This is a genomic window from Brevibacillus sp. SAFN-007a (assembly GCF_051967035.1).
Classification (GTDB): domain Bacteria; phylum Bacillota; class Bacilli; order Brevibacillales; family Brevibacillaceae; genus Brevibacillus.
Genome location: NZ_JBQCKK010000005.1, coordinates 98824 through 124697 on the forward strand (window position 1 = coordinate 98824; position 25874 = coordinate 124697).

Below are 25874 nucleotides of genomic sequence, written 5' to 3' on the forward strand. Positions count from 1 at the left end.
TGCTCTCTGGCAGTATATGTGCCCGGCTGTGGGAAGGGTGCACAAAAATCGTTACGTTTGCCCACTGTCCGCGCCCTCTGTCACAGACGCAGGCGGTGCGAGGATATCGGGAGGCGGCTGGTCGCTCGGATACGTCTCGCCGTCTTGTCCTGCGCCTCCATGCGGGACAGGCGTTGGCGCTGGCTGCGCCGGCGTCTCGGGCTTCGGCTTCGGGGCCGAAGCTGCCGGCTTCTCGGGCCGGGTCTGGGGTTTTTCCGCTCCGGCTTGCGTAGAGCTCGACGGCTTCGGGAGTGACGGTCTGACCTCTGTTTTCATCTCTGCCTTGGCTACCTCCGCTATCGCCGCATTGCTGAGCTTGTCGCTGACTTCCGCCACTCCCAGCTCCTTCTGCAGCGTGCTGCGGACCGCCTGCATGTTCTCCTTCGGCCACAGCGAGTACGGAGAGCTCCAGATCGCGCCGTTTTCCAACGAGATGATATGGTCGGAAGAGAGGCTGCCGAAGTCCATGGCCAGCCCTTTGATCTGGTCTTTGGACAGATCGGTTTTGATATGCTTGCCGACGGTCGCCATCACCTCCGTCAAACGGGTAATTCCGTCTATCGAAACCATTTTGTCCGCGACAGCGCGAATGACCTGCTGCTGGCGGCGGTTGCGGTCGAAGTCGCTGGAGTTGTAGGCGCTGCCGCGCCTGTCGATCCGGTGTCTGACGAAGCCAAGCGCCTGCTCGCCGTTCAATACTTGCCTGCCTTTCTTCAAGCTGCGGTAGACGCCCTGCCTGGGCAATTCGTACACCAGGTCGCGGTCCACGTCTACCTGGACCCCGCCGAGCTTGTCGACCACAGCGGTAAAGCCTTCAAAGTCGAGCTGGATGTAGTGATCGACCGAGACACCGAGCATGTGCTCCAGCGTCTTTTTCAGCATCGTCATGCCATTTTCCGTGACAGGCTGTCCTTTGCTTTCCGCCAGCTTCTTTTGTCCTTCTCCCAGCGCAAAAACTTCGTTGATTTTGTGATAGCCTGGATAGCCTGGTATCTGGACCCGCGTGTCACGGGGCAGCGACACCATCGTTACCTTTTTCGTGACAGGGTTAGCGACAGCGACGACCAGCACATCGGTGTTCAGCATCCCGATGTTGGCGCGCGTGTCCAATCCGACAATGACAAAGGAAATGGATTTTTGTTCCTCATACGGCTGCTCCACGACAGGCTGATCGGGAAGCTTGTACGGGTCTTCTGTCACGTCCCCCAATGTTTTGTCCACCTGGTTCAAGGCATACCCTGCCCCGACCGCAAGCAAACAGAGGAACAGGCAGATAGCCAGAAGCAGATACATCCGCTTGGATCGCTGTCCGCGTTTTTTTTGTTTCCGCGGCGTCTTCACAGAGGCCCCTTGTTTTTCCTTCTTGGCCTGCACGTAGGTTCACTCCTTTTCCCATGGTGCCAATATTTCCGTTTCAATTTTTCTATCATTCTGGAAAAGCATGTCCCATTTTACCATATTTTGCTGTCGATTTGTAGGTGACGGTCAGGACCATGCACCGGTTTTGTCGTTTTGACAGTGAGTCCTTGCACTCCGGAAACGAAACAGGTAGTCTAAAACTATTGGGAAATCGGAAACAGAAAAGATCGGGGGACTGGAGAGTGGAACACGTACAGGTGCTGATCGCAGGCGGCGGCATCGCGGGTTTGTCTGCCGCTATTTGGTGCCAACGATTGGGGTTGTCTTGCTTACTGGTGGAAAAGTCGGATCGGCTGGGGGGACAATTGCACCAGATTCACAATGAAATCTGGGATTTTCCTCCGCGGGTCTATCCCCGGGGCGCGTTGCTCCTGGATGAATTGTACCAGCATCCTGCGATCCAAAAACTGAATGTCCGGCTGGAAGAAGAGCTGTTGGCCGTCGACCGGGATGCGCATATCGTGACGACCTCCAAGGCGACCTATCGCGTCGACTATCTGCTCATCGCCACCGGCGTTACCCCCAATGAAATTCCCGCCCTCGACGGGTGCAAGCGCGTCCTGCCTCCCGGTTTTTCCACGACAGCGGAAGCCACATCGGTAGCAGGTCAAGTGCTTGCGGTCATCGGCGGAGGAGATCGCGCGCTGGAAAGCGCGGTCAATCTCACCAGGCATGCGCGCCATGTCTACTTGCTGATCCGCGGCAACCATCTGCGCGGTCGCCCCGACTGGCTGCAACAAATCAAGGCCCTGCCCAATTTGTCCGTTCTGTGGGAGACGGAGGTACAAGGTTACCGGCACGCGGGAGAACGGTTGCTGTTGACGCTGGCTTCGCGGCGCCCTGAAAACCCGCAAACGCTTACCGTCGACTGGATATTGCCGCGCATCGGCGTCCATGGCAACTGTGCCGGGCTGGACGGCCTTGCCACGTTCGGAGACGGATATGTGAAAACGGATGAATTCCAGCGCGCCGACGATTCGTGGATCTACGTCACGGGTGACGCCACCAACGGAGCCGCCTATGCCAGCCTGTCTTTGGCTGTCGGGCAGGCGATGAAAGCCGTCAAGCATATATCCATGCAAAATCGGGCTTCTACCCCGTTCTGCCCGTAGAAAGGAGGGCTGTTCTTGTACGCTTTTTCAGATGACTTCGGTTTGCCTGTGCAGCTGACCTTCGACCCTGAAGAATATCGCCTTCATCCGGCAGGCCACGTGCTCATTCTGCCCTTTTATCAAGGAAAGCTGCTGTTTACCCGCCACCGCAGCCGGGGCGTGGAGCTGCCCGGAGGAAAAATCGAGCCTGGCGAGAGCAGTCTGGCGGCGGCCGTCCGGGAAGTGTACGAAGAGACGGGTGCGGTGCTGGAAGGCATCGAGCGAATCGGCCAGTACACGCTTGCCGGGGGACAGCGAAAAGACATCTACATTGCAAAAGTGCTCACGTACGCCAAGACGCCTTCCGGACCTGACGTGACGCAAACCGTCCTCTTCGACACCATTCCCCGCGATATCAAGGGCGATGGGCAGTTCAGCCGGATTTTGCGCGACGATGTCTACCCGCTGACGCTGGAACGAGCGCTTTTGCATCCGTTTGCCGCTCCGCCCGTCCGTTCCAGCCGATGACCGGCTGACGCAAACAAACAGGCATGTCCCTTCCCCCTTCCTGATGAGGAGCTGCGGCAGGGCTGCCTGTTTTTCGGTTTAGTTTTTTTCCTTTTCCTTTTTCCCCGACAGAATCCGTGCAAACAGGTCGTTGACATCGAAGCCGTATTTCTCCATCGCCTGCGCCCGCCGTTTTTCCTCTTCCGTCTCCGGCTCGATCCCGAGCACCTCCGATACTTGCCGCCACACCTTCGTTTCGCTCTCTTTGGCTGCATCCTGCTCCCGGCTCTGTCCGCCTTGTTCGGCCTGCTTCGGCTTCAGGAAGAAAATCGCCAAAATAGCGAAGACAAGCGACAAGCCGGCAATGGAGAAAAACATAACCGTCCGCGAAATGCCGAGCAACCAGGTGAAGATCGGCGGCCCGACAGCCACCCCGATAAACCGGACGCCGCTGTACAAAGAGGTAATCATGCCCCGCTCCGCTTTTTGCACCGCTCCGACAATCATCGAGTTCAGGCAAGGCAAAATCATGCCTGTACCGATGCTGCCAATGATGAGAATGCCGATCAGCGCATAGGCCCCTTTTACAAAGCTGGCGAGAATGTACGACGCCGCGAGCAGAAACATCCCGACGATCACAAACAGGCGCATCAGGCCGAGCTTCTTTTTGATAACCAGCCCCGTCACATAGGCAGCGATGCTCATGACGAGCAGCGGAATCGCCAAAAATCCGCCTTTGATGACGCCGTCGATCTTGTAGGTTTCCTCCAGCAGGTCCGACAAGTAGAACAGGACGCCAAACAGCGTGAACAGGCAGATGCTGCCGATAAAAAACGCGGGGATGAGCCATTTGCCGTGCTGCTTGAACACCTGTGCGATTCTGTGCAAATACTGCTTGACCGGAAGCGGCTTTCGCTCCTGCTTCTTTTCCTTGGTCAAAAACAGGAACAAGACCAGGACGACGCCGCAAATGATCGGAAAAGCGAGAAAGACCATGTACCAGGAAATGAGCGCGAGCAGCGCCCCGAAAATGGGGCTGAGTACCTTGCCCATGCCGTTCGACGTCTCCATCAAGCCAAGCGCCTTGCTCTCGGACGCTCCCTCAAACAGATCGCCGACCAGAGCCATCGCAATCGGCGCTGTTCCGGCTGCGCCAATCCCCTGGAGGACGCGCCCGCCCATGATGAGCATATACGGCTGATCGAGCCAGAGTGCCGCAAGCCCGGCCAACAGCCCACCCGTTCCGTAGAGGGCAAGCGAGATCAGGATGACGATTTTGCGGCCAAAACGGTCGGACAAATAGCCCGCCAGCGGAATCACGAGTCCGGCGGCAACGGAAAACGCCGTAATCAGCAGGCTCGTTTGCAGCGACGTCAGCTCCATCTTGTTTTTCATCGTGGGCAGGACGGGAATGAGCATCGAGTTGCCAAGCACCATGACCAACGGAATCCCTGTCAGCCCAATCAGGTTTTTCGCATTTTGCGCCATACGAAACTCCTCATCTCACGCATATGCGCTGCCATCCCAGCGCGTGGCGTTGATAATCTCCCAATCCGGCTCCACGCCGATCCCCACTCCAGACGGGATCGTCACTTCACCATGGACCGGGCATAACGGAAAAAGGTGCGTAAACGGATTTTCCATGACATCCCACTCGACCGGCTCGATCGGTTCGCTGTCCATTTTGCTCCAGGCAGGCAAGCATGCTTGCGCGAACAGCGTGTACAGACGGGCCAGCCCGCCATCAAACGAATGCGGCGATACGCGATAGCCGTATTCGCGAGCCACTTGCAGATTCGTCCGATAGCTCTCGATTCCTTCTGTATGCAGCAAGTCCGGTTGCGCGATATCGAGCGCCCCCGCTTTGAACAGCGGCAAAAATTGCGCACAGCGGACCAGATTCTCCCCGCCCGCAAGCGGGATCGGCAATGCGGCACGCAGCTTGACGTACTCGTCCGTGCGCTCCATCGGCATCGGCTCTTCCAGCCACATCCAGTTCGAATAGCGCTCGATCAGGCGCGTCCACTGTCTGGCGGTTGCCAGATCGTAGCTTTGATTGGCATCGAGCGCTACCTGTACGTCCGGCGAAAGCATGTCCATCAGCTGGGCGATGTGCGTCTGATCTTCCTGAACGGATCGGCCGCCGATTTTTACCTTGAGCTGGGAAAATCCCACGGCGATCGCCGCTGCGACCTGGTTGAGCGCGTGCGTGATCCAGTCCTCGCGCTCGGCATACGATTGAAACGACGCGTAGACGGGAATGGTCCGGCGGAGCGCACCGCCCCATAGCTGGCAGACCGACATCCCTGCCGCCTTGGCCACGATCTCGGTCAACGCCATGCTGACGCCCGCTGCCGAGCGCTGATGCCACTTGCTGATGATCGCGGCAAGCTCGTTTCGGGCGGAAGCGTCCCTGCCCAGCAAAAAAGGAACGATTCGCTCGCGAAACCCGCGATCCAGAGTGGGCAGCCAGTCGACGATTTCTCCCCAGCCGTCGATCCCGGCTTGCGTGATGATGCGGATGAGATACGTGCTGCGGTAGCGCTTGTACCCGTTGGCGTCCCCGTAGGCTTGCGTCAGGCGGTGCAGCAACGGATACGTTTCGATGCGTTCGATCAGCAGACTGCGGTCATTTGACGTCATCGCGCCCCTCGCGTTGTTCGTGTAGCGCGGCAAACTCGTCGTAGGAGAGGAAGTTGCCTTTTCCTTCGCCTTTGTGCATGTAGTCTTCGTAGGTTTCGCTGCGCATGAAGTGCACGCTGTCGGAACCGTGGTACCCGTCGATATCCGTATAGCCGATTTCTTCGACAGCTTCGACATACCCTTCCGGCTCATCGCTTTCGATGTACATTTCGCCGTAGTCGGCTTTGTCGCTGTCCTGGAAGGAAAACGGCGTGCTGGATGTTCCCCACGACTCGACGATTTGCCAGGCGTCTTCCCCGTCAAAGCCGTTTTGCCCTTCTTTTTCGTCGAGCGATGTGCGGCCAAACGGCGGCTGCAAAAACGCTTCCTCGATCGGCCGGGATTCGTTCACATGGGGCGCAGGCGCGTGTTCCTTGCACGTCTGCGCCTGGGGCAAGGCTTCCAGTCGCTCGACAGGAATCGGCTCGCCGCAGACGGTGCACAGCCCGTACGTCCCTTCGTCCATGCGAGTCAGCGCCTGTTCGATTTCTTTTAACGTCTCGCGGTCGAGGCTGTCGAGGGCGAGGTCTTTTTCCCGTTCAAACAGCTCGCTGCCGATGTCGGCCGGATGGTTATCGTACATGGAAAATTCCTGCAAGGAGGTCGTCATCGGCTCGCGCATGCCGTAATGATCCTGTACGCGGTCTTCCAGTTCTTTTTTCTGCGCAAGCAGCTTCTCCCTGAAGCTGGCCAGTATGTTCGGGTCCACGTCAGCCACCGCCTTTGTTTGATTTCCTCACCTGGTAGTATGGCTTTGCAGGCGGGAAATAACCGTTCGTCGTTGCTTCCTGGGCCTTGCTTGGGCAACGAAAAACCGCGCAGCAAAAAACAGCCCTGTTAGGGAAGGGCCGTTTCATTCGGGAATAACCAGCACTTTTGTCGGCCACTCGCCAACGTCCACTTGCTGGATTTGCTTTAGCTCCTGCGTATCAATCACGCTCACCGTTCCCGGTACAACATTCGCGACAAGCAGATGGGAGCCATCCAAGGCAATGGAAGACGGGGTTTCCGAGCGAATTTTGGTGATCAGCTTCATTGTTTGCAAGTCGTAGACGGAAATCATCTCCCCGGTCATATCCAAATCCGTATAATGATTGATAAAAGCCAGGTCGCCCTTGCGCACAATCTGCTGCGGGAACGACTCGTCCAGATCGATTTCCTGTAAAACGGAATCATTCTTTTTGTCCAGCACTTTCATTTTACTGGTATAGGCTTCCGGCTGCTTTACCCATCTCGGCTTTGGCCCTTTGGCGAATCCCGCGTAGACCGCGATATTTTTTTCCGGATCCGAAATGACATCGGTAGGCGGAAGCTCTTGCGACATGTCTTTTGTTTCCAGTATTTCGTATTTTCCGGCTGTCCCTTTCCCCACGCGAACTTTTTTGGCATACGGACCATAATTGTGCGGTCCTCCCGCATTGACATACAACGTGACTCCATTCGCTTCGGGGAGGAAGGGACGGGCAGCGCCGGGAACCGTAAACGTGTCAATGAGCGAGAAAGACTCCAAATCGACAAGCATAAGCGGAAAGCCAGATGGTTGGACCGAAGAGGAAGCGATATAGGCCACCCGATCATGAATAAATATTTTCTGGGGAATGTAGGGCAAGGGTAGCGTTTGATACGAGAGATCATGGACGTTTATGGCATACAAGTTTTTCAACGCTGGCTCAATTCCAGGATCAATCGCATACAAGGTCTGCCCATCCACCTGCCCATCAATGAGAAATTCGCCGATTTTCTTTTCCCCTACGACCTTGTAGTCTTTATTCAAGATGACCACATTGGCTTTCCCCGTCTGTTTGATAACGGCCACATGCGGTGTTTCTTTTTTCAAAGGGACTTCCTGTTCATGCTGACAAGCCGTTCCCCCCAGGAGGAGTACGAGAACCAGCAACAGGTATTTTCTCATTCGAAAAACCCCCGAATCATCCCTATGTATCAGCCCATCCCATTATAGCATCTCTTACTGCGCAGGATGGATTAGAAAACTTGGCTGCGCCAAGCTATTGGCGCAGCCTTAGTTGCACTTATACTGGATAAGAATCTTATCCATTCTTATCTGTAAAAAAACCTGCCACCCTCTTCGGGATGACAGGTCGAAAAAAACTCGGTGATTACGATTCCGTTACATGCGCATAATGCTGCTCCACGATATCGGCGCAGCGTACGCAGATCGACGGATGCGCTTCGCGGGCGCCTACGTCCTGCTTCACGACGCGGCAGCGTTCGCATTTTTGGCCGTCCGCCGCGGAAACGACGACTGCAATGCCTTCGAGCTGTACCGCTTCGGTCGGAACGGCTTCGCCGAGAGTGTGCAGATCGACGTGAGCGACGATGAACAGGTCGGCCAGATCGTCCATGGCCGCCAACGCTTGGGCTGCTTCCTCTGTTTGCGGATAGAGCGCCAGCTTCGCGTCGACAGAGTTGCCGAACACTTTGTTGCGGCGCGCTTCTTCCATCGCTTTGAGCACTTCGTCGCGGACAGCGAGGAACGCGTCCCATTTGCTTTCCGCTTCGGCAGCGAAGCTCAGGTGCTGCTCGTCGCCTTCCGGCATGTCGGTCAGCTGCACGCTCGGTTCGGTCACACCTGGGATGAAGGACCATACCTCGTCGGCGGTATGCGGCAGAATCGGCGCTACCAGCTTCACCAGGCTGAGCAGGCAATCGTACATGACCGTTTGCGCTGCGCGGCGTTTTACGCTGTCAGGCGCTTCTACGTACAGACGGTCTTTGCAAATGTCCAGGTAAAAAGCAGACAGGTCGATCACGCAGAAGTTGTGCACCGCATGGAAAACGGTATGGAACTGGTATTCGTCATACGCTTTGCGGGAGCGCTTGACGACCTTCGCTGCTTTTGCCAAGACATAACGGTCCAGCTCGCCCAGCTGCTCATACGCGACGCGGTCTTTTGCCGGGTCAAATCCATCGAGGTTGCCCAGCAGGAAGCGGAAGGTGTTGCGGATTTTGCGATACACCTCCGCGATCTGATTCAGAATCGCATCGGAAATGCGCACATCTGCCTGGTAGTCGACAGAAGCTACCCACAGGCGCAGGATGTCGGCGCCCAGCTTGTCGATCACTTGCTGCGGCACAACGACGTTGCCGAGCGACTTGGACATTTTGCGGCCTTCTCCGTCGAGCGCGAAGCCGTGGCTCAGTACCGCCTTGTACGGCGCTGTGCCGTAGACGGCAACGCCTGTGGACAGCGATGAGTTGAACCAGCCGCGATATTGGTCGGAGCCTTCCAGGTACAAGTCAGCCGGCCAAGCAATGCCGCGCTCGCGCAGAACGGCCTGGTGGGAAGAGCCGGAGTCGAACCAGACGTCCATGATATCTGTTTCTTTACGGAAGTCTTTGCAACCGCACTTGCAAGCAAGTCCCTCTGGAACCAGCTCGTTTGCTTCGCGGGCAAACCAGACAGAAGAGCCTTCTTTGCGGAACAGCTCCGCGATATGGTCGATCGTCGTGTCGTTGATGATCGGCTCGTTGCACGATTTGCAATAAAAAATCGGGATCGGAACGCCCCAGACGCGCTGACGGGAAATGCACCAGTCGCCGCGGTCGGCGATCATGTTCGCCAGACGGGTTTCGCCCCAATGCGGAATCCATTTGACGTTTTTGATCGCTTCGAGCATCTGCTCGCGGAAGCCGTCGATGGAAGCGAACCATTGCTCGGTCGCTCGGTAGATCACCGGCTTTTTCGTCCGCCAGTCGTGCGGGTAGGAGTGCGTGAAGAAACTGAGCTTCAAGAGCGCTCCGTTTTCTTGCAGCTTCTCGGTAACTGCTTTGTTGGCATCCTCGTAGAACAAACCTTCAAAACCGGGAGCTTCACTGGTCATTTTTCCTTCGTGGTCAACCGGGCACAGCACCCCGAGGTTGTATTTTTGTCCCACAGCAAAGTCATCTTCCCCGTGTCCAGGAGCGGTATGCACGCAGCCCGTACCGGCATCCAGTGTCACGTGCTCGCCCAAAATCAGCGGCGATGGACGGTCGTAGATCGGATGTTTGGTCACTACGCCCTCCAGCTCCTGTCCTTTGAAGCTGGCGAGAATCTCTACGCCTTCCCAGCCGATTTCCTTGCTGGCTGCTTCGATCAGCCCGCTGGCGAGCAGGAATTTGCGTCCATCGGCTTTAACGACGCTGTACTCCAGCTCAGGGTGGAGCGAGATCGCCAGGTTCGCCGGGATCGTCCACGGCGTAGTCGTCCAGATGACGACGCCTGTTTCGGTGTCCAGCTTGCCTTTGCCGTCTGCGACCTGGAAGCTGACGTAGATGGAAGGAGAACGCTTGTCTTTGTATTCGATTTCCGCATCAGCCAATGCGGTCTCGGAAGACGGAGACCAGTAGACACAGCGAAGTCCTTTATAGATGTAGCCTTTTTTCGCCATCTCGCCGAATACGCGAATTTGGTTGGCTTCATACTCAGGCAACAGCGTCACATACGGATTTTCCCAGTCGCCGCGAACGCCCAGTCGCTTGAACTGATCGCGCTGCTTGTCGATGTAGGACCAGGCGTACTCCTCGCAGCGTTTGCGGAAGTCGTTGACCTCGATGCTGCGGCGATCCAGTCCTTGGGCGTTGACGATCGCCTGCTCAATCGGCAAGCCGTGCGTATCCCAGCCCGGGATGTACGGCGCGTAGAAGCCTGCCATGGACTTGTAACGCACGATGAAGTCCTTGAGGATTTTGTTCAGCGCGTGCCCGATATGGATGTCGCCGTTGGCGTAAGGAGGACCGTCATGCAATACAAAAGCAGGACGTCCTTCTGTGCGCGCAAGCACTTGCTGATAAATGTTCAGCTCTTCCCATTTCTCCTGGATTTGCGGTTCGCGTGTCGGCAAATTGCCGCGCATCGGGAAATCGGTTTTGGGTAGCGATAAGGTTTTGCTATAGTCCATAGCCTGCTTCACTCCTAAAAATAAATAAAAGCCTTCTCCCATCCCCTGAAAAAGGGACGAGAGAAGGCTCCCGTGGTACCACCCTGTTTGAACAAACCCGTCGGCAAAACATGCTGCGGGATTTTGTTCCACTCGTTCATTCGTAACGGGAATGACGCGCTCACTTACTTGCCTGGGCGCAGCAACGTGCGACCAAGCTTTCGGATGTTGCACTCCCGGGTGATTTTCGGCGGCGGCACTGGTCGGGCTTTCACCTGGTCCCAACTCTCTTTGGCAGTGCAGTTTCCGCGTACTCTTCCCGATCATCGTGTCCTGATATCGGTTGATTTTTCGACAAAGTTATCATTCATTATAGTACCATCATCGGCACAACGTCAACGTTTTATTCAACAGCTACCGCAGAATCCGCCTGCTCGATATCGTCCCAAGCTCCCTGCTCCAGCATCTCCAGTTGTGCTTCCAAAAGCGTGCGGAAACGCATGCGGTAGACGGACGCGCGTTTTTTCAATTCTTCGATTTCAATGGCAATTTTCCGAGATTTGGCCAGCGCTTCATTGACGATCCGATCCGCGTTTTTCTCCGCTTCCTTCAAGATCAGTTGCGCTTCCTTGCGGGCATTGGACTTGACGTCTTCGGCTGTTTCCTGGGCGACGAGAATGGATTTGCTCAAGTTTTCTTCCAGGCTCTTGTAATGGTCCACACGCTCATTGAGAATGGCAATCCGTTCTTCCATTTCCTTTTTCTCTTTAATCAGCAGCTCGAAGTCTTTGATGACCTGATCGAGAAATTCGTTCACTTCGTCAATGTTGTAGCCGCGAAAGCCTGTGCTGAATTCTTTATTGTGTATATCCAATGGCGTTAATGGCACATGAACCCCCCACTTTTCCCCATAATTCGTACGTATGGTTTCGACAGGATCAGCATGGTTTCCTGCCTTATTTTACATTTTTTTGCGTTCTCGATTCATCTTATGTAACCAGTCCGACAATCATGCGCAATCTGCCGCTGCGCGTAGGTCCTGCTATTTCCAAAATTTTAAACCGCCCGTATCCGGCAATCGACACCATGTCGCCTTGCTGTAGTTGGGTGGACGGGTCCTCCGTGACCTTCCAATTGACCTTGACTTTCCCCGCCCGAATGGGGATCAGCGCCTTGGCCCGGGACAGATGGTGTACTTCCCCGATCACGGCATCCATGCGCGGCGACGGCACGGTAATCGTCTTTTCGGCAAAGCGGACGGCAGGCGGGGTAAAGGCCTCCCACGCCATTCGTTCAAACTGCACCGGAGTCCGGTGAATCTGTGTCACCTGCGTACAAACGAAATCCGCGACTTCCTCGGCCACAATCGCATAGCACATCCCGACGTCCGTCAGCATGTCGCCGAACTTTTCCCGTTTGATTCCGGCGTGCAGGAGCGCCCCCATGACATCGCGATGTTCCAGGGTGTGGAAGCGCTGGTCCGCCCGAATCGCCAAAAGGGCAAGACGGAAGTCCTCCGGCTCCACTTCCAGGTAATCCGGGTGAATGAGGACGCGCACCCGCTCGGCGCCTTCATAGCCTCCACTGGCGGAAATGTTCACATCGCGCACTTGCGAGGTAAGGCTTTTCATGATTTGCCACTGCCGTGGATCCACAAAATCAGTAAGGCGCATGGCCTGCTTACGCTCTACCAGCGTCAGCATTTCCAGCGCCCGTTCCGCAAAAGGACGTTCTTCTTTGGCAAAATGATCGAATACGCTCATCGTTACTCCACGCGTCCTACATCAGTTTTTCCAGGATGCTAAACAGGCCGTACTGGGCAAAACGGAGGGCAATCAAAGCGACGATCGGCGAAATATCAATGAATCCGAGCGTGGGAATTACCCGGCGAAACGGCGCCAGATACGGCTCTACGAGCCTCTCCAGCAACTGTCCGATGCCCGTTGCCCGCATCTGCGGCACCCAGGACATCAGGATGTAGGCAATAATCATGTACTGATACACGGTAAACGCAAAATTTAAAATGGTAAACAAGTACGCCATTAGCTCACCCTTTTTATCTTAATCCGTTACTCTTCCATAACGCTGGAGATCGTCCCCTGAATGTCTACATGGTCTGGCGTGCACACGAAAATCGTATCGCCGACCTTTTGGATATCTCCATTCAACGCATAGACCGTTCCACTCAAAAAGTCGATAATTCGTTTGGCTTGATCCTTTTCCACCCGATGCAGATTGACGACTACGGGCCTGCGATGACGAAGGTTGTCGGCAATGTCCTGCGCATCGCTATAGTGACGGGGTTCACAGAGAATCAACCGGATTCCCTCCTTTTCCCGCGCCTGGAACGGCACTACGTTACTGGCCCGGCTGACAGACTGCTGCTTCTTGTTTGTCGGATCGTACTCGTCGCGTTCCTCTTCCACTGTGGTTTCTTCGATGTATTCCTCGTTATCCAGCCCCAGAAACCCCATCAATTTGTTCATAACACCCATACGCTGCCTCCTCTCCCGCTCGTAACCAGAGTCTGTCGATTCTTTTCCCTATTCCGGCTTGACCAAAACAGAACCGAGACGAATATATGTAGCTCCCTCTTCAATCGCCACTTCAAAATCATTGGACATGCCCATGGACAATTCTTCGATGTGAGCATGCGGAAACGCGCCTTCATTAATCCGCGCCTTCCACTCGTAGAGACCGCGAAAGACTTGTCGCGCCTCCTCCTGATCTTCGACAGCAGGCGCCATCGTCATTAATCCGACGATCTTTATATGTTTCATATTACTGGTTTCGCGCAAAAAAGCCAATACATCATTGGGACTAAGCCCAAATTTTGTCTCTTCCCCGGAAATATTGACCTGCAAAAAGCAGTTGACGACCTGATCGATTGCCTCGGCTCGGCGGTTCAGCTCCTGCGCGAGCGAGAGGCGGTCCAGCGAATGGATGTACGGGAAGCGTCCGACCACTTCTTTCACTTTGTTCGTCTGCAAATGCCCGATAAAGTGCCAGGTGCCTCTGTCTTTGTGCCGTTCGTATTTGGGCAAGGCATCCTGTACCCGGTTTTCCCCGATATGCTCGATCCCGATATCCAGCAGATCGCCGATGGTCTGTTCGTCGACGTATTTGGTCACGGCGATGATTTTCACGTCCTCGCGCCGACGATTCGCTCTCTGGCAGGCCGCCTGGATGCGCGCCTCGATCGCTGCCAGTCTCTCTTTCAACCATGCTTGCTCCTTGATTCCCACGATGCATTATCTCCCTTCTGTTTCCTTCCAGCCGATATACGAAGCCATTCGCCCTGTCATTTTGCCCGGCCCGGCCTCTTTGCGATGCGAGAAAAACAAGTCTGTCCGGCAGCTTGTACACCAGTCCGTCACCAGCATATTTGCCCGGGAAATGCCCGCTTCCAGCAAAATCTCCCTGTTCAGCCGCCGCAGATCGAGCATGTATGTACCCGCTGCGGAGGGAGAGACGGCTGGTTCCCAGTTTGGCGTACTTGTCCGCACCTGCGCCATGATTCGCTCATCCACCTCGTAGCAGCAGCCACCGATGGATGGTCCGATCGCCACGCGGATGTCCCCCGGCTGCGCCTGATAATGCGTTTGCAGCGCCTTCACCATTTCCTCGGCAATACGCCCGACCGTTCCTTTCCAGCCGGCGTGTGCAAGCCCGATCGCCTCCGATGCCGGGTCGAGAAAATAAAGCGGAACGCAATCGGCGTAAAATGAAGTCAGCAAGACTCCTTTTTCCCGTGTAAACAGACCGTCTGTGCCAGCAATGACATCTTCGAGGCTGTCTTTGCCCGCTCCTTTCGCCGTCACCTGGCAGACGCGGTTGCCGTGAACCTGGTCAGCACACGTCCATGCTTCAAACGGCATCCCGACCTGCTCGGCCAGCTTTTTGCGGTTCGCGACCACATGCTCTGGATCGTCCCCCACATGCAGTCCCAGATTAAACGAGCCGTACGGTTCTTCGCTTTCCCCGCCAAGGCGAACGGTAAACCCCGCTACCAGACCGGGGAAATGCGCTTCCCAGTCCGTCAGCGTCATGATGGATGCTTCCTCTTCCCAAACAAACGGTTCTCTCATCCTGTCACCTTCCTCATATGGCTTATCATACCATAGCCGAAAAGAAAAGAAAGGCTGACGGACGCCTTTCTCCCTCTACTCTCTGTATTCATCGCCGCCAGACATTCTGGCTTCTACCTTGAGTGCTTCCTCCATCCGGACCAGCACCACATCTTTTCCGATCTTCACGATATTGCGCCACGGAATGACATAATCATTCCCGGAGGAAAAAAATCCAAGGAACTTGCCTGGCCCCGGCACGACAATCGCTTCCACGCGGCCATGGCGCAGATCGATCTCCAAATCGGAGATCGTCCCCAGCCGTTTCCCATCCAGGATGTTCACCACTTCTTTGGTCTGGAAGTCAGAGATTTTTACCATTCTCCTCACCCACTTTTCTCCGTTACTTTCAGTATATGAATCAGCGGGTGAATATGTCCTCTTCCGCCTGAAAAAACGAAGGCAGCGCTTTGGCGCGAACGCCCGCACGCCTTAAAAAAACGAACGCTTGTCCCACCCTCGCTGCCGCCTGTATGGCACGCATCCGGGGTAAGGCGCCTGTCCACTCTTCTCTCGATAAAAAAACCCAACGGTACAAGACCGTCGGGACCTATGTCGTTTCTCCTTACGATTGAACGTGCTTTTGCATATGGGCGATGGCTGCCTTCTCCAGCCGGGAAACTTGTGCCTGCGAAATTCCGATTTCCTCTGCTACTTCCATCTGGGTTTTTCCCTCGTAAAAGCGCATGGATAAAATCATTTTTTCCCGATCCCCCAGACGTTGCATCCCTTCGCGGAGGGCGATTTCTTCGACCCATGTAACATCCTTGTTCTTTTCATCGCTGATTTGATCCATGACGTAGATGGGATCTCCCCCATCCTGATAGATCGGCTCAAAAAGCGAGACGGGGTCCTGAATCGCATCGAGCGCGAACACGACGTCCTCCTTGGCGACGTTCAATTCCTGAGAAATCTCGGTAATGGTGGGCTCTCGCGAATGCTTGTTGGTCAGGTTGTCTCGCACCTGAAGGGCTTTGTAGGCGATGTCCCGCAGCGAACGGGAAACGCGAATCGGGTTGTTGTCGCGCAAATAGCGCCTGATCTCCCCGATAATCATCGGGACGGCGTACGTAGAGAACTTCACGTTTTGCCCCAGATCAAAGTTGTCGATCGCTTTCATCAATCCGATGCAGCCTACTTGAAACAGATCGTCGACGAACTCTCCGCGATTGTTGAACCGTTGAATCACACTCAACACCAGACGCAGGTTGCCGTTGACCAGTTTCTCACGGGCAGCCAGTTCACCGCTTTGCAGGCGCTCAAACAACTCACGCATTTCTTTGTTTGTCAGCACCGGAAGCTTGGAGGTGTCTACCCCGCATATCTCTACCTTATTGCGCGTCACGTCTTTCCCTCCTCGAAGCAAGAAAAAAGTCCCTAACCCGGTTGTCTTGAAAGGCCGCGTACTGACGCGTAGCCGCCAAGAAGGTGGGAAAAACCACCATCTGTTACGGTTTAGGAACAGTATCCCCTGAGGCTGGGAAAATATGCGCTAGACCATTTTGTTGAATTCTTTTCGCAACCGTTTTATAATTCGCTTTTCCAAACGGGAAATATACGACTGGGAGATTCCGAGCAGATCGGCCACGTCTTTTTGTGTCTTCTCCTCTTCGCCTGCCAGGCCGAAGCGCAGCTCCATGATGATGCGTTCCCGCTCGGACAGCTTATCCAGCGCTTTTTTCAACAGCTTGCGATCCACCTGGTCCTCGATGTTTTTGTAGATCGTGTCGTTTTCCGTGCCGAGCACATCCGACAGCAACAGCTCGTTGCCATCCCAGTCGATGTTGAGCGGTTCGTCAAAAGACACTTCGGAGCGAATTTTGTTGTTGCGGCGCAAATACATCAAAATCTCGTTCTCGATACAGCGGGAGGCGTATGTCGCCAGCTTGATGTTTTTCTCCGGGTCAAACGTGTTGACCGCTTTAATCAACCCGATCGTCCCGATGCTGACCAAATCCTCGATATTGATCCCGGTATTTTCGAACTTGCGGGCAATGTAGACAACCAGCCGCAGATTGCGTTCGATCAGCATACCGCGCACGGCGGGATCGCCCGAAGGCAGACGGCCCAGAAGCAATTCCTCTTCTTCTCTCGTCAACGGTGGAGGCAATGCTTCACTCCCGCCAATATAATAGACTTCTTCAGCGCGTGCTCCAATCCACAGCAGGAAACGGTACCAGGTCAACTGGAGTTGTAGGCGAAGTTTTACATACATGATTAGCCCTCCTGTTTGAGAATAAAGGTAGGTTCTTGCGTATAGGCTTCCATCATGGCAGGATGCACGATAGCCTGATACTTGCCGTCGGCCGAAAGCGAAATCGGGTTCAGCCCGATCAGCACCTTTTCCGTCTCATAGCGACGCCCTTCCTGGACCACCAGCACATGATCCGGCTTGATCGCAAGCAGAAAGTCCATCCCCCGCGATACGCTCCGATACGGGATCAGACGCACGCGAGACTGCCATTCGATCGGCAGGTCATCCCAGGCTCCGTCCAACTTCTCCCACACTCCACCGTTTTCATCGGTTTGTCGGAGAAGCGACGGCGGAAGCAGGTGAGCCAGCAGGCGGCTTTCGATAATCATGACCGGCAGACGCGTAATCGGCTCGTGCAGCTGATTGCCCGTGTCCACCAATCCGCGACAAATGACGTTTTCCTTGTTCACCGTCACCACGACATCGACCAGAAACGCTTCGATTCTGCGCGGCTCCTGGATCGCTTTGTAGCTTTTTTTTCCGAGGAAAAAGACCAGCGCGAAGCCGACCAGAAGAATCGCCAGAGTAGGCTTGAAGCCGACGCCAAACCCGTCATTGTGCGTCACTACCAACCCGTTGACGATTTCGTTTTGCGGGGCCAGGAAATATTGCAGGCCGAATACCCCGCCTCCAAAGACAAACGCGACAAAGTAGAAGATGATCAGGTTTTGCGCAAACGACAACACCCTCCTGTTACCAAATGCAATCCAGAGCATGAGAATGGAAAAGAGCAGTTTGACTGACCATTGATACATGGATGAAAAGGCCGGGAAAAAGAAAAAGACGAGATACGAACACCCGAACAAGGAGGCCGCGATCATTCTCCACCACACCACGCGCTCTTTGCGAAAATACGCCGTAAACCAGAGCAACAAGGTATCAATGGCGAGGTTGAGGAGTAGAATGATATCAAGATACACAACCACTTGCTCTCACCTCCGATCTGGTTTCGCCTTCGCGAAAATCCGAGAGCTGCAAGAGTTGTCGCGTGTGTTTCCCGCCAGTGCTGCGCGTTCTGCGTACACTGGCTTCTATCAGTAAAAGCAGTATATATCAATGTGTATGTAAAGTCTGTCAATTCTTGACGGTGTTTTTTTGGATTTTTTGTCTAACATTTTTGCGGCGATACCTACGCAAAAAAAGCCTTGTTCCCGAGAAAATGGGAACAAGGCTTTTGGTTGACGGCGCTATTTTTTGTTGCGACGACGATTGCGCAGGAAGGCCGGAATATCCAGGTTATCGAGATTGCCCATGGAAAAGAAGGACTTGTCATCTTCTTCTTCCTTCGCGCGGCTCGCATTCACGTTGGAAATCGGCGTCGGACGGTTGCCAGTGGCGCTGATAGGCTGCTGCTGGCGACGAGGCGCCTCTGCCGCACGCTGCGTCTGCTCAAATCCGGTCGCAATCACGGTAACCACCAGTTCATTTTTCAAATCTTCGTTGATGACGGCACCGAAAATCATGTTGACATCCGGATCGGCCGCGGAAGAAACGATATCTGCTGCTTCGTTTACTTCGTACAGGCTCAGATTCGTGCCGCCTGTGATGTTCATCAGGACACCGCGCGCGCCGTCGATGGAGGTCTCCAGAAGCGGGCTGGAAATCGCACGGCGAGCTGCTTCAGCCGCACGGTTTTCTCCGCTGCCCACGCCAATCCCCATCAGGGCGGAACCGCGCTCGGTCATGATCGTTTTCACGTCAGCGAAGTCGAGGTTAATCAGCCCCGGTACGGCGATCAGGTCGGAAATTCCTTGCACCCCCTGGCGCAGGATGTTGTCCGCTTCCCGGAACGCTTCCAGCATCGGCGTATTTTTATCGACGATTTCCAGCAAACGGTCGTTTGGAATGACGATCAGCGTGTCTACTTTTTCCTTGAGCGCAGCGATACCGGCTTCGCCGTGTTGGGAACGCTTGCGGCCTTCAAAGGAAAACGGACGGGTGACGACACCAACGGTGAGAGCGCCCAATTCTTTGGCAATCTCTGCGACGACAGGAGCGGCACCCGTACCGGTTCCTCCGCCCATTCCTGCCGTTACGAATACCATGTCCGCACCGCGCAGGGCATTTTCAATCATATCGCGGCTTTCTTCCGCTGCTTTTTTTCCGATTTCAGGGTTCGCGCCAGCTCCGAGACCGCGCGTCAATTTTTCGCCAATTTGCAGCTTGATATCTGCGCTGGACAGTTGGAGCGCCTGGGCATCGGTGTTCAGGGTGATGAACTCGACCCCTTTCACACCGCCTGCGATCATGCGGTTGACAGCATTGCTTCCGCCGCCACCGCATCCGATTACTTTAATTCGTGCAAAGGATTCCATGTCCATATCAAATTCCAGCATATTGCTAGTCCTCCCCAATTCAACATAAAAACTTCGTGGCCCAAGAAGCCGACTGACCAACGAATGGGACATCTCGTTATTCTCTTCCATGTTTTTCGAAGAACGAAACATGCCCATTTTCGCCATTGTGCGAACGACGGCAAGCGACTAAATAAATTCGCTAAACCAGTTTTTCACTTTTTCCATCAAACCGCCGCCTTCTTTCGGCTGTTTCACAACGGTTTGCTTCTGAGTGCCCTTGAATGAGGGGGTGACGCGTACGCTGCGGCGCTCCATCAACTGCAAGGCATATTGAATCAAACCTACCCCTGTGGTGTAGGCAGGATCCCGCACTCCGATGTAATCAGGAATTGCGATGCGAACAGGTGCGTTTAACTCTTCTTTTGCCAATTCCAGCATGCCAGGCATCGCTACGGTACCGCCTGTGAGAACGTAGCCACCTGCAATTTCGTCGCGGAAGCCCATCTTGTAAACAGCATCCTCGACCAGTTGGAATATTTCTGCAGCGCGCGGCTCAATGATATTGGCCAAATCGACTTGCGTAAACTGCTTCTCTACTTCACTGCCAATCCGGTTCACCTTGAATTTCACATCTTCAGAAGCTTCGTCGATCAATGCACACCCATTCTTTATCTTCACGCGGTCTGCCACATCCGTATGTGTGCGCAAGCCCAGTGCAATGTCGTTTGTAATGTGGTCGCCACCGATGCCGATCACGGTGGTCGCTGCCAAATTCCCTTGCTCGAATACACCGATCGTGGTAGAACCCGCACCGATGTCGACAAGAACGACACCCATGTTTTTGTCATCTTTGGAGAGGGCGACAGTGCTGGCCGCAAGTGGTTGCAAGAAAATTCCAGCCACACGCAGATTGGTCCGTTGCGCACAGCGAACAATGTTATGTACAACCGTCTTCAATCCGGTTACAATCGTACCTTCCATTTCCAGACGGACGCCAATCATGCCCCTTGGGTCTTTTATACTACCCTGCCCATCTACGATGTACTCCTTCGGAACTACCTCAATGATTTCACGGTCCGGCGGAATCGCTACAACCTTCGCTGCCTGAATGACGCGTTGGATATCTTCTTCTCGTATCTCACGGTCTTCGCTGGATACAGCGACAACCCCTTGGGTTTCATGCAACTCGATATGGTTTCCAGTGATCCCCACATACACTTCTTCGATTGAAACGCCAACCATGCGCTCGGCATGGTCAACCGCTTCCCGGATGGCATGCACGGTTTGGTCGATGTCAACAATCACGCCTTTCTTGATGCCTTCAGAATGTGATTGTCCGACGCCGATGATGTTGATGGAACCGTTGTTGATTTCGCCGATCATGACGCGTACTTTGGATGTTCCAATGTCTAGGCTGACGATGAGTTCATTACTTACCAAACCTGTGACACCTCCCCTGCTACGTCTTTTGTCTTGCTAATGAAATGAGAACACCTGCATAAATTATTCCACACAGGACAACCATTCCCTTTTTTTCATCTAGAATTTTTGTAAAAAAATGACCTTCTTCCCATTTGTTCCGGCTATTCCTGCTGATTGATCCACCGGGATAGAACAATTCTCCTAATGACAGCGAGGTTGTTGAACAGACGAACCCCGAAAGCGACAATTGCCGCCAGGTACAGATCAATCCCCAGAAAGCCTCCGATGAAGGCAAGTCCGGCTGCAAACAGCGTATTGAAAAAGAATCCGGACATGAAGATCCGAACGTTGAAAGTGCGCTCCAAAAAGGAGCGAATCCCTCCAAAGATCGTGTCCAATCCAGCCAAAAGGGCAATAGAGAGATAGCTGCTATACTCCTGGGGCACGCGCCAATCCAGAAGGAAGCCGACAGCGAGACCGACAATCAGTCCGATAAGCGGGAGCCACATGGTTACGAATCTCCTTTTTCTTTTACAGGTTTCATAAATTGAATCAAGCGTGTTTCTTTGTTTGCGGCAATCATCAGCTTGTCCCGTTTTTCGGCCAGCACCTTTTTATTCGCGAGCCGGAAGTTTTCTTCGACTCCTTCCAGCTTCAAGGCGGACAGCAGCACTTCCGGCTCCCCCAATGCTTTTATCTCATACGGAGGCCTGATCGTCCTCGTATCGATCTGAATGACATCCCCGACATTGCGAATCGCGGAGGTGGCAATGAGCCTGTGCTCATTGATGGATATCGCCTGCGCTCCGTTCGCAAACAGGATATTGACCAACCAGCGCAAATCTTCATCGTCAATCGTGTATTCCCCTACAACAGGCACCTGCATGTGTTCGTCCAGAATCGGCTCCTCGGGCATGGGGGCATCGACGACTTGCAACACAATGCCCTCTCCTTCCACTTCCACCATTCCGGCCAATCGACGGTTTCGTTCCAGCTCATCTTTCATGACAGAAATGCTCTCGTCTTCACTGAGTGCGGTTTCGTATTGGTAGTACAACTGATTGTATTTGGAAATATCTGCAAGCAGGTTCTTGTGTTTCTCCAGTTCTTTTTGAAGCGTGGTCCGAAGCTCCGCGATGCTGCGAGACTCCTTATGGACGGGATGTAAGCTGCTGCGCAACTGTACAGCCAGCATCACACCTATGATAGCACTAATAATGGCAAGAATAAACGTGATTTTACGGCTTTTTTGCAACATAGGGCAAACGCATCCTTTTCCCTTTTAGGAGTGTTTCGTTTTGGCGTCGCCGACGAAGGCCGGCAATTGCAGCTTGTCTTTTTTCACCAGGTCGATTTGGACAAAATCTCGCAAGGAGTGCAGCACTCCCCCCGGCAAATTCAATGCGCTCTCCATTGTCTCCGGATTGCCGATTGCCGAAATCACAAAAGGAGCGGCTGACTTGATTCCGTTGACGATGATCGTCGGTCCGACACAGCGGATAGAGGAGTTGCTCACCAGCCTCTGTCCGTTGATGCTGATCGCCTCCGCTCCCGCCGCACGCAGTTCGTTGACAACCAGGCGGACATCCTGTTCATGTACGATGAAGTTGGCGATGTCCGAGCTACTGGCGGCCGTTTGGCTGTCCTGCATCGTAATGACGATTCCCGGGCCTTCTACGGCCACGACACCGGAGAGCATCCGCGCGGCTTCCAGCTGGCTGAGAATTTCCGCTGCTTCCGATTTTCGCTGCGCCATCGCTTCCTCGACTTTTCCTACCTGCCGCTGCAAGTCGAGCAGCTGGTCTTCCAGGTGTCGGTTTTGTTCTTTTTCGGACAAAATTCGATCGTTCAGCTGCGTTTCCTGCTGGAACAGCTGATCATTCATCCGCTCCTTGCGCGTGAGCTTGGTCGTTTCAAACGAGGTCGCTACCAGAAAGCCTGTACAGAAGGTCACGACGGTTAAATAAAAATGAAACTTGCGGCGACGACTCATTGTCTGCTTCCCCTTTTTTCGTTACTGCTGCTCTTCTTGTTGCTGCGGATTGTCCGTCAGCGGGATCGCGTTGCTGTCCACACCGTACGGAACAAACCACGGTTGCTCAAACATCGAGAGCACCCCTTTGGTGCCTGCGGGCAGCTCTGCTACGATTGCCGGATACCAGTTCAGCATCTTGTCGAGCTTGTAAAGCACGCTGCGCACTTCGTTTCCGTCGCGCATGTACAAGGTTACCCGCTGCTTATCGTACACCGTTGGCGTCAAAGTTATGTCCGAAATCTCTGCCAGCACGTCCGGCGTCAGTCTGGATAACGCCTTGGCGAGATTCGGAAGGAGCTCAGGCGCTGACCAGGAACTGACCAGGGGCCTGTCCACCACGCGATCGGCGAAATTCACCTGCTTCAGCACTTTGCCGTTTTCGAGCAAGGGATAGCGGCTGCCGTCCTGTCCGTTCCAGAAAGCGACGCGCTTCAGCTCCGTCACATGCAGCCGGATCACTCCCGGAAAGGAGCGGCTGATTGTGACGTTTTTGATGCCCTCTAGCGGTTGCAGATTGCTCTGCACGTTGCTCTCCCACACGTTGAGAAATTGCATATCGCGCGAGAGCCCCGACTGCTGGACAATTTGCTCCGCTGTGTAAATGTCATTGCCGATTACTTGAATTTCCTGCACTTTGCTGTACGGCGAGCGAATAAACACGATGATAAGTACAATCAGAAAAAACAGCACCAGGAGAGAGACCAGCTTGCGGTTGCCTCTCCTTCTGGGACGTTGCTGCTTGACTTGCGGAATGCGTTCCTCAAATACCGCCATGGCCGAATCCTTCCTCATGCATGCTGGGCTATCGCCCGCAAGATTACAGACGTAAAAAGAAAATAAATGGAATCATTCCAAATAATTGCAACTATACAAAACAGGGAAAGCGGCATAGCACTATGCCGCTTGTCTTCCCTCGATCATATCGATACCCTGGTGATATCGGCTCCCAGCCTGCGCAATTGCTCTTCCAGCCGATCGTACCCGCGATCGATATGATGGATCTGGTTCACCGTGGTAATCCCTTCTGCCGCAAGCCCTGCCAAAACTAATGCAGCGCCTGCCCGCAGATCGGTCGCTTCCACACTCGTGGCTGTCAGCTTCCCGACGCCGCGAATGATGGCGGAGCCGAGATCTACGTATATGGAGGCGCCCATTCGCGCCAATTCATTCACATGTTTGAATCTTCCTTCGAAAATCGTTTCCTTGATGACGCTCGTTCCCCTCGCCTGTGACAGAAACACCATCAACTGCGCCTGCAGGTCTGTCGGAAACCCTGGATATGGCGAGGTGATGATCCGGTCGTAGGCACGCGGACGGGAGCTGCTTTTGATTTCCATTATATCATGGCGGGTTTTGATTTCAACACCGCAGCTACGGGCAACCTCGATCAATGCGGTGAGCTGCTCGGGCAGCGTGTTCGTCAGTTCGACATGCCCCTGGGCGATTCCAACCGCCAGTACGTACGTACCTGTGACGATTCTGTCGGGGATGATCCGGTAGCTGACGGAACGAAGCCGCGGCACGCCGCTGATCTCGATCGTATCGGTGCCTGCGCCCCTGATTCGCGCGCCCATGGCGTTGAGAAAGTTTTGCAGGTCGATAATTTCAGGCTCGCGGGCCGCATTGCAGATGCGTGTCGTCCCTTTCGCCAAGACCGCCGCCATCATGATATTTTCCGTCGCACCCACACTGGGGAAGGAAAGAAAGATATTGGTCCCGCGCAATTGCTTCGCCCGAAATGTAATGTAGCCTTCCGATTCTTCGATTTTGGCTCCGAGCGCCGTAAGACCAGACAAGTGCAGGTCGATCCTGCGTTCGCCGATATCGCATCCGCCAGGACGCGAGATCGTGACTTCGCCCAATCTGGCCAAAAGCGGCCCGGCCAGAAAAATCGATGATCGCATCTGGCTCATTAAATCATCTGGTACATGCGGGACGGAGACAGACGTAGTATCCAGATCGACGCAACCGTCCACATGCTTCGTGTTGGCCCCCAGCGCCGTCAATATTTCCAGCATAACCTTGATATCTTTCAGGTGGGGGACATCGTAGATATAGAATTGCCCTTCCGCAAGCACAGCAGCGGCAAGGATGGGAAGAGCAGCGTTCTTAGCTCCTTGGATCCGAAGCGAACCGGACAGAGGTCTTCCGCCTTCGATCGCAAAAGTCTCCAAACTTTCACCTCCGTGTTACCCCTCGCCCACCACCAGAACTTCCGGATGCAGATCAATTCCGTAACGCGCAAGAATTGTGCTCCGTACATGCTCGATTAAGGTGAGGACGTCGGTAGCCGTGGCTCCTCCGCAATTCACGATGAAATTCGAGTGTTTTTCCGAAACCTGAGCTCCGCCGACTCGATAGCCTTTCAGCCCTGCCGCCTCGATCAAACGTCCTGCGTGGTCGTTCGGCGGATTGCGGAACACGCTGCCGGCGCACGGCATCTGCAACGGCTGTGTTTGGCGTCGCCGCTCCTTGTTGGCAGAAAGCGTAGCGACAATTTGCTCGCGATCGCCAGGGTGCAGCCTGAACCGGGCCTCCAGCACGATCCCTTTTTCTTTTTGCAGGAGAGAAGTTCGGTAGCTAAAGCTCAGTTCCTCGTTACTCAACACCTTGCATTCGCCGTTTGCAAAAAGGATTTCGGCTTCAATAAGAATACGTGAAAGATCAGATCCGTGTGCCCCTGCATTCATATAGACGGCTCCGCCTACCGTACCAGGAATTCCTCCTGCGAATTCCATCCCTGTCAATCCCATCTTGCCTGTCTCCACCGCCAGGCGGATCATGGAATATCCGGCACCCACACACACCTCATTACCCCTGAACTCGCAGTGGCTCAAGCCCTCAGCCACTTTGAGCACGGCTCCGCGAATCCCTCCGTCCCTCACCAGAAGGTTGGAGCCGCGCCCAATAACACTCCAAGGAATTTCATGACGATGGATGATTTGCAAGGCTGTTAACAAGGATTCTTTGTCCTTGGGCTGGATTAACAAATCAGCAGGACCCCCGATCCGCCATGTTGTATGATTGGCGAGAGGTTCATTGGTCCACACTTTTTCGATTCCTGCTTGCTTTAGCTCATCTGCGATTTTTTTCATTTGTGAACCTCCTGATACGTTTGCTA

General features: G+C 54.3%; 26 protein-coding genes and 1 other annotated feature. Of the genes, 2 read left to right on the plus strand and 24 right to left on the minus strand.

Going from position 1 to position 25874, the window contains the following annotated elements; translation table 11 throughout:
* Positions 1 to 51: 51 nt before the first annotated feature.
* Positions 52 to 1413 (minus strand): LCP family glycopolymer transferase, encoded by a 1362-nt coding sequence (locus ACTHO6_RS08405; protein ID WP_440241095.1) that lies wholly within the window; start codon positions 1411 to 1413, stop codon positions 52 to 54.
* A 227-nt stretch (positions 1414 to 1640) separates the two neighbouring features.
* Here ACTHO6_RS08405 and ACTHO6_RS08410 point away from each other — a divergent pair, with 227 nt between their 5' ends.
* Together ACTHO6_RS08410 and ACTHO6_RS08415 are read left to right on the plus strand one after the other, a co-directional pair.
* Positions 1641 to 2570, plus strand: a complete 930-nt coding sequence (locus ACTHO6_RS08410) for an NAD(P)/FAD-dependent oxidoreductase (protein ID WP_440241096.1) — start codon at positions 1641 to 1643, stop codon at positions 2568 to 2570.
* 15 nt (positions 2571 to 2585) lie between these two features.
* Positions 2586 to 3077, plus strand: a complete 492-nt coding sequence (locus tag ACTHO6_RS08415) for an NUDIX domain-containing protein (RefSeq protein WP_440241097.1) — start codon at positions 2586 to 2588, stop codon at positions 3075 to 3077.
* A gap of 78 nt (positions 3078 to 3155) precedes the next feature.
* Here the strand turns inward: ACTHO6_RS08415 and ACTHO6_RS08420 are convergent, their stop codons facing one another.
* The 23 genes from ACTHO6_RS08420 to murB form a co-directional block, all read right to left on the minus strand.
* Positions 3156 to 4544, minus strand: coding sequence for an MFS transporter (locus tag ACTHO6_RS08420; RefSeq protein ID WP_440241098.1), 1389 nt, complete (start codon positions 4542 to 4544; stop codon positions 3156 to 3158).
* Positions 4545 to 4559: 15 nt separating this feature from the next.
* Positions 4560 to 5699, minus strand: a complete 1140-nt coding sequence (locus ACTHO6_RS08425) for a mandelate racemase/muconate lactonizing enzyme family protein (RefSeq protein ID WP_440241099.1) — start codon at positions 5697 to 5699, stop codon at positions 4560 to 4562.
* On the minus strand, positions 5686 to 6447 hold the full coding sequence (locus tag ACTHO6_RS08430; RefSeq protein WP_440241100.1) for a TraR/DksA C4-type zinc finger protein: 762 nt from the start codon (positions 6445 to 6447) through the stop codon (positions 5686 to 5688). Before ACTHO6_RS08430 ends, ACTHO6_RS08425 begins: the two co-directional genes overlap by 14 nt.
* A 144-nt stretch (positions 6448 to 6591) precedes the next feature.
* Positions 6592 to 7650, minus strand: a complete 1059-nt coding sequence (locus ACTHO6_RS08435) for a YncE family protein (RefSeq protein WP_440241101.1) — start codon at positions 7648 to 7650, stop codon at positions 6592 to 6594.
* 205 nt (positions 7651 to 7855) lie between these two features.
* Positions 7856 to 10639, minus strand: coding sequence for an isoleucine--tRNA ligase (gene ileS / locus ACTHO6_RS08440; RefSeq protein WP_440241102.1), 2784 nt, complete (start codon positions 10637 to 10639; stop codon positions 7856 to 7858).
* 49 nt (positions 10640 to 10688) lie between these two features.
* Positions 10689 to 10954, minus strand: a binding site (T-box leader).
* 67 nt (positions 10955 to 11021) lie between these two features.
* Positions 11022 to 11507 (minus strand): DivIVA domain-containing protein, encoded by a 486-nt coding sequence (locus ACTHO6_RS08445; protein ID WP_440241103.1) that lies wholly within the window; start codon positions 11505 to 11507, stop codon positions 11022 to 11024.
* Between the two features lie 100 nt (positions 11508 to 11607).
* The gene (locus ACTHO6_RS08450) at positions 11608 to 12381 is read right to left on the minus strand and encodes an RNA-binding protein (protein WP_440241104.1); all 774 of its coding nucleotides are present in this window, start codon (positions 12379 to 12381) and stop codon (positions 11608 to 11610) included.
* 16 nt (positions 12382 to 12397) lie between these two features.
* Complete coding sequence (locus tag ACTHO6_RS08455; RefSeq protein ID WP_440241105.1) at positions 12398 to 12661, minus strand: YggT family protein; 264 nt, start codon at positions 12659 to 12661, stop codon at positions 12398 to 12400.
* A 26-nt stretch (positions 12662 to 12687) separates the two neighbouring features.
* Positions 12688 to 13113 (minus strand): cell division protein SepF, encoded by a 426-nt coding sequence (locus ACTHO6_RS08460; protein WP_440241106.1) that lies wholly within the window; start codon positions 13111 to 13113, stop codon positions 12688 to 12690.
* Between the two features lie 48 nt (positions 13114 to 13161).
* Complete coding sequence (locus ACTHO6_RS08465) at positions 13162 to 13863, minus strand: YggS family pyridoxal phosphate-dependent enzyme (RefSeq protein ID WP_440241107.1); 702 nt, start codon at positions 13861 to 13863, stop codon at positions 13162 to 13164.
* Positions 13864 to 13869: 6 nt separating this feature from the next.
* Positions 13870 to 14706 carry a peptidoglycan editing factor PgeF gene (gene pgeF, locus ACTHO6_RS08470; RefSeq protein WP_440241108.1) on the minus strand — a complete coding sequence of 279 codons (837 nt, stop codon included), beginning with the start codon at positions 14704 to 14706 and terminating at the stop codon, positions 13870 to 13872.
* Positions 14707 to 14781: 75 nt separating this feature from the next.
* A complete protein-coding gene (locus ACTHO6_RS08475) occupies positions 14782 to 15066 on the minus strand; it encodes a YlmC/YmxH family sporulation protein (protein WP_440241109.1) in 285 nt (94 codons plus the stop codon).
* Positions 15067 to 15310: 244 nt separating this feature from the next.
* Entirely contained in the window at positions 15311 to 16090 is a 780-nt protein-coding gene (gene sigG, locus ACTHO6_RS08480; protein ID WP_055746724.1) for an RNA polymerase sporulation sigma factor SigG, read from the minus strand.
* Between the two features lie 147 nt (positions 16091 to 16237).
* The gene (sigE, locus tag ACTHO6_RS08485; protein ID WP_063230402.1) at positions 16238 to 16960 is read right to left on the minus strand and encodes an RNA polymerase sporulation sigma factor SigE; all 723 of its coding nucleotides are present in this window, start codon (positions 16958 to 16960) and stop codon (positions 16238 to 16240) included.
* Between the two features lie 2 nt (positions 16961 to 16962).
* On the minus strand, positions 16963 to 17925 hold the full coding sequence (spoIIGA, locus tag ACTHO6_RS08490; RefSeq protein ID WP_440241110.1) for a sigma-E processing peptidase SpoIIGA: 963 nt from the start codon (positions 17923 to 17925) through the stop codon (positions 16963 to 16965).
* Positions 17926 to 18186: 261 nt separating this feature from the next.
* Positions 18187 to 19335, minus strand: coding sequence for a cell division protein FtsZ (gene ftsZ / locus ACTHO6_RS08495; RefSeq protein ID WP_440241111.1), 1149 nt, complete (start codon positions 19333 to 19335; stop codon positions 18187 to 18189).
* A gap of 147 nt (positions 19336 to 19482) precedes the next feature.
* Complete coding sequence (ftsA, locus tag ACTHO6_RS08500) at positions 19483 to 20736, minus strand: cell division protein FtsA (RefSeq protein ID WP_440241112.1); 1254 nt, start codon at positions 20734 to 20736, stop codon at positions 19483 to 19485.
* A 143-nt stretch (positions 20737 to 20879) separates the two neighbouring features.
* Positions 20880 to 21227 (minus strand): small basic family protein, encoded by a 348-nt coding sequence (locus ACTHO6_RS08505; RefSeq protein ID WP_005832967.1) that lies wholly within the window; start codon positions 21225 to 21227, stop codon positions 20880 to 20882.
* A gap of 2 nt (positions 21228 to 21229) precedes the next feature.
* Positions 21230 to 21976 carry a DUF881 domain-containing protein gene (locus ACTHO6_RS08510; RefSeq protein ID WP_440241113.1) on the minus strand — a complete coding sequence of 249 codons (747 nt, stop codon included), beginning with the start codon at positions 21974 to 21976 and terminating at the stop codon, positions 21230 to 21232.
* A 24-nt stretch (positions 21977 to 22000) separates the two neighbouring features.
* Positions 22001 to 22711 (minus strand): DUF881 domain-containing protein, encoded by a 711-nt coding sequence (locus ACTHO6_RS08515; RefSeq protein WP_440241114.1) that lies wholly within the window; start codon positions 22709 to 22711, stop codon positions 22001 to 22003.
* 21 nt (positions 22712 to 22732) lie between these two features.
* The gene (locus tag ACTHO6_RS08520; RefSeq protein ID WP_440241115.1) at positions 22733 to 23527 is read right to left on the minus strand and encodes a cell division protein FtsQ/DivIB; all 795 of its coding nucleotides are present in this window, start codon (positions 23525 to 23527) and stop codon (positions 22733 to 22735) included.
* Positions 23528 to 23670: 143 nt separating this feature from the next.
* A complete protein-coding gene (murA, locus tag ACTHO6_RS08525; protein ID WP_440241116.1) occupies positions 23671 to 24927 on the minus strand; it encodes a UDP-N-acetylglucosamine 1-carboxyvinyltransferase in 1257 nt (418 codons plus the stop codon).
* Between the two features lie 15 nt (positions 24928 to 24942).
* Entirely contained in the window at positions 24943 to 25848 is a 906-nt protein-coding gene (gene murB / locus ACTHO6_RS08530; protein ID WP_440241117.1) for a UDP-N-acetylmuramate dehydrogenase, read from the minus strand.
* Positions 25849 to 25874: the final 26 nt, after the last annotated feature.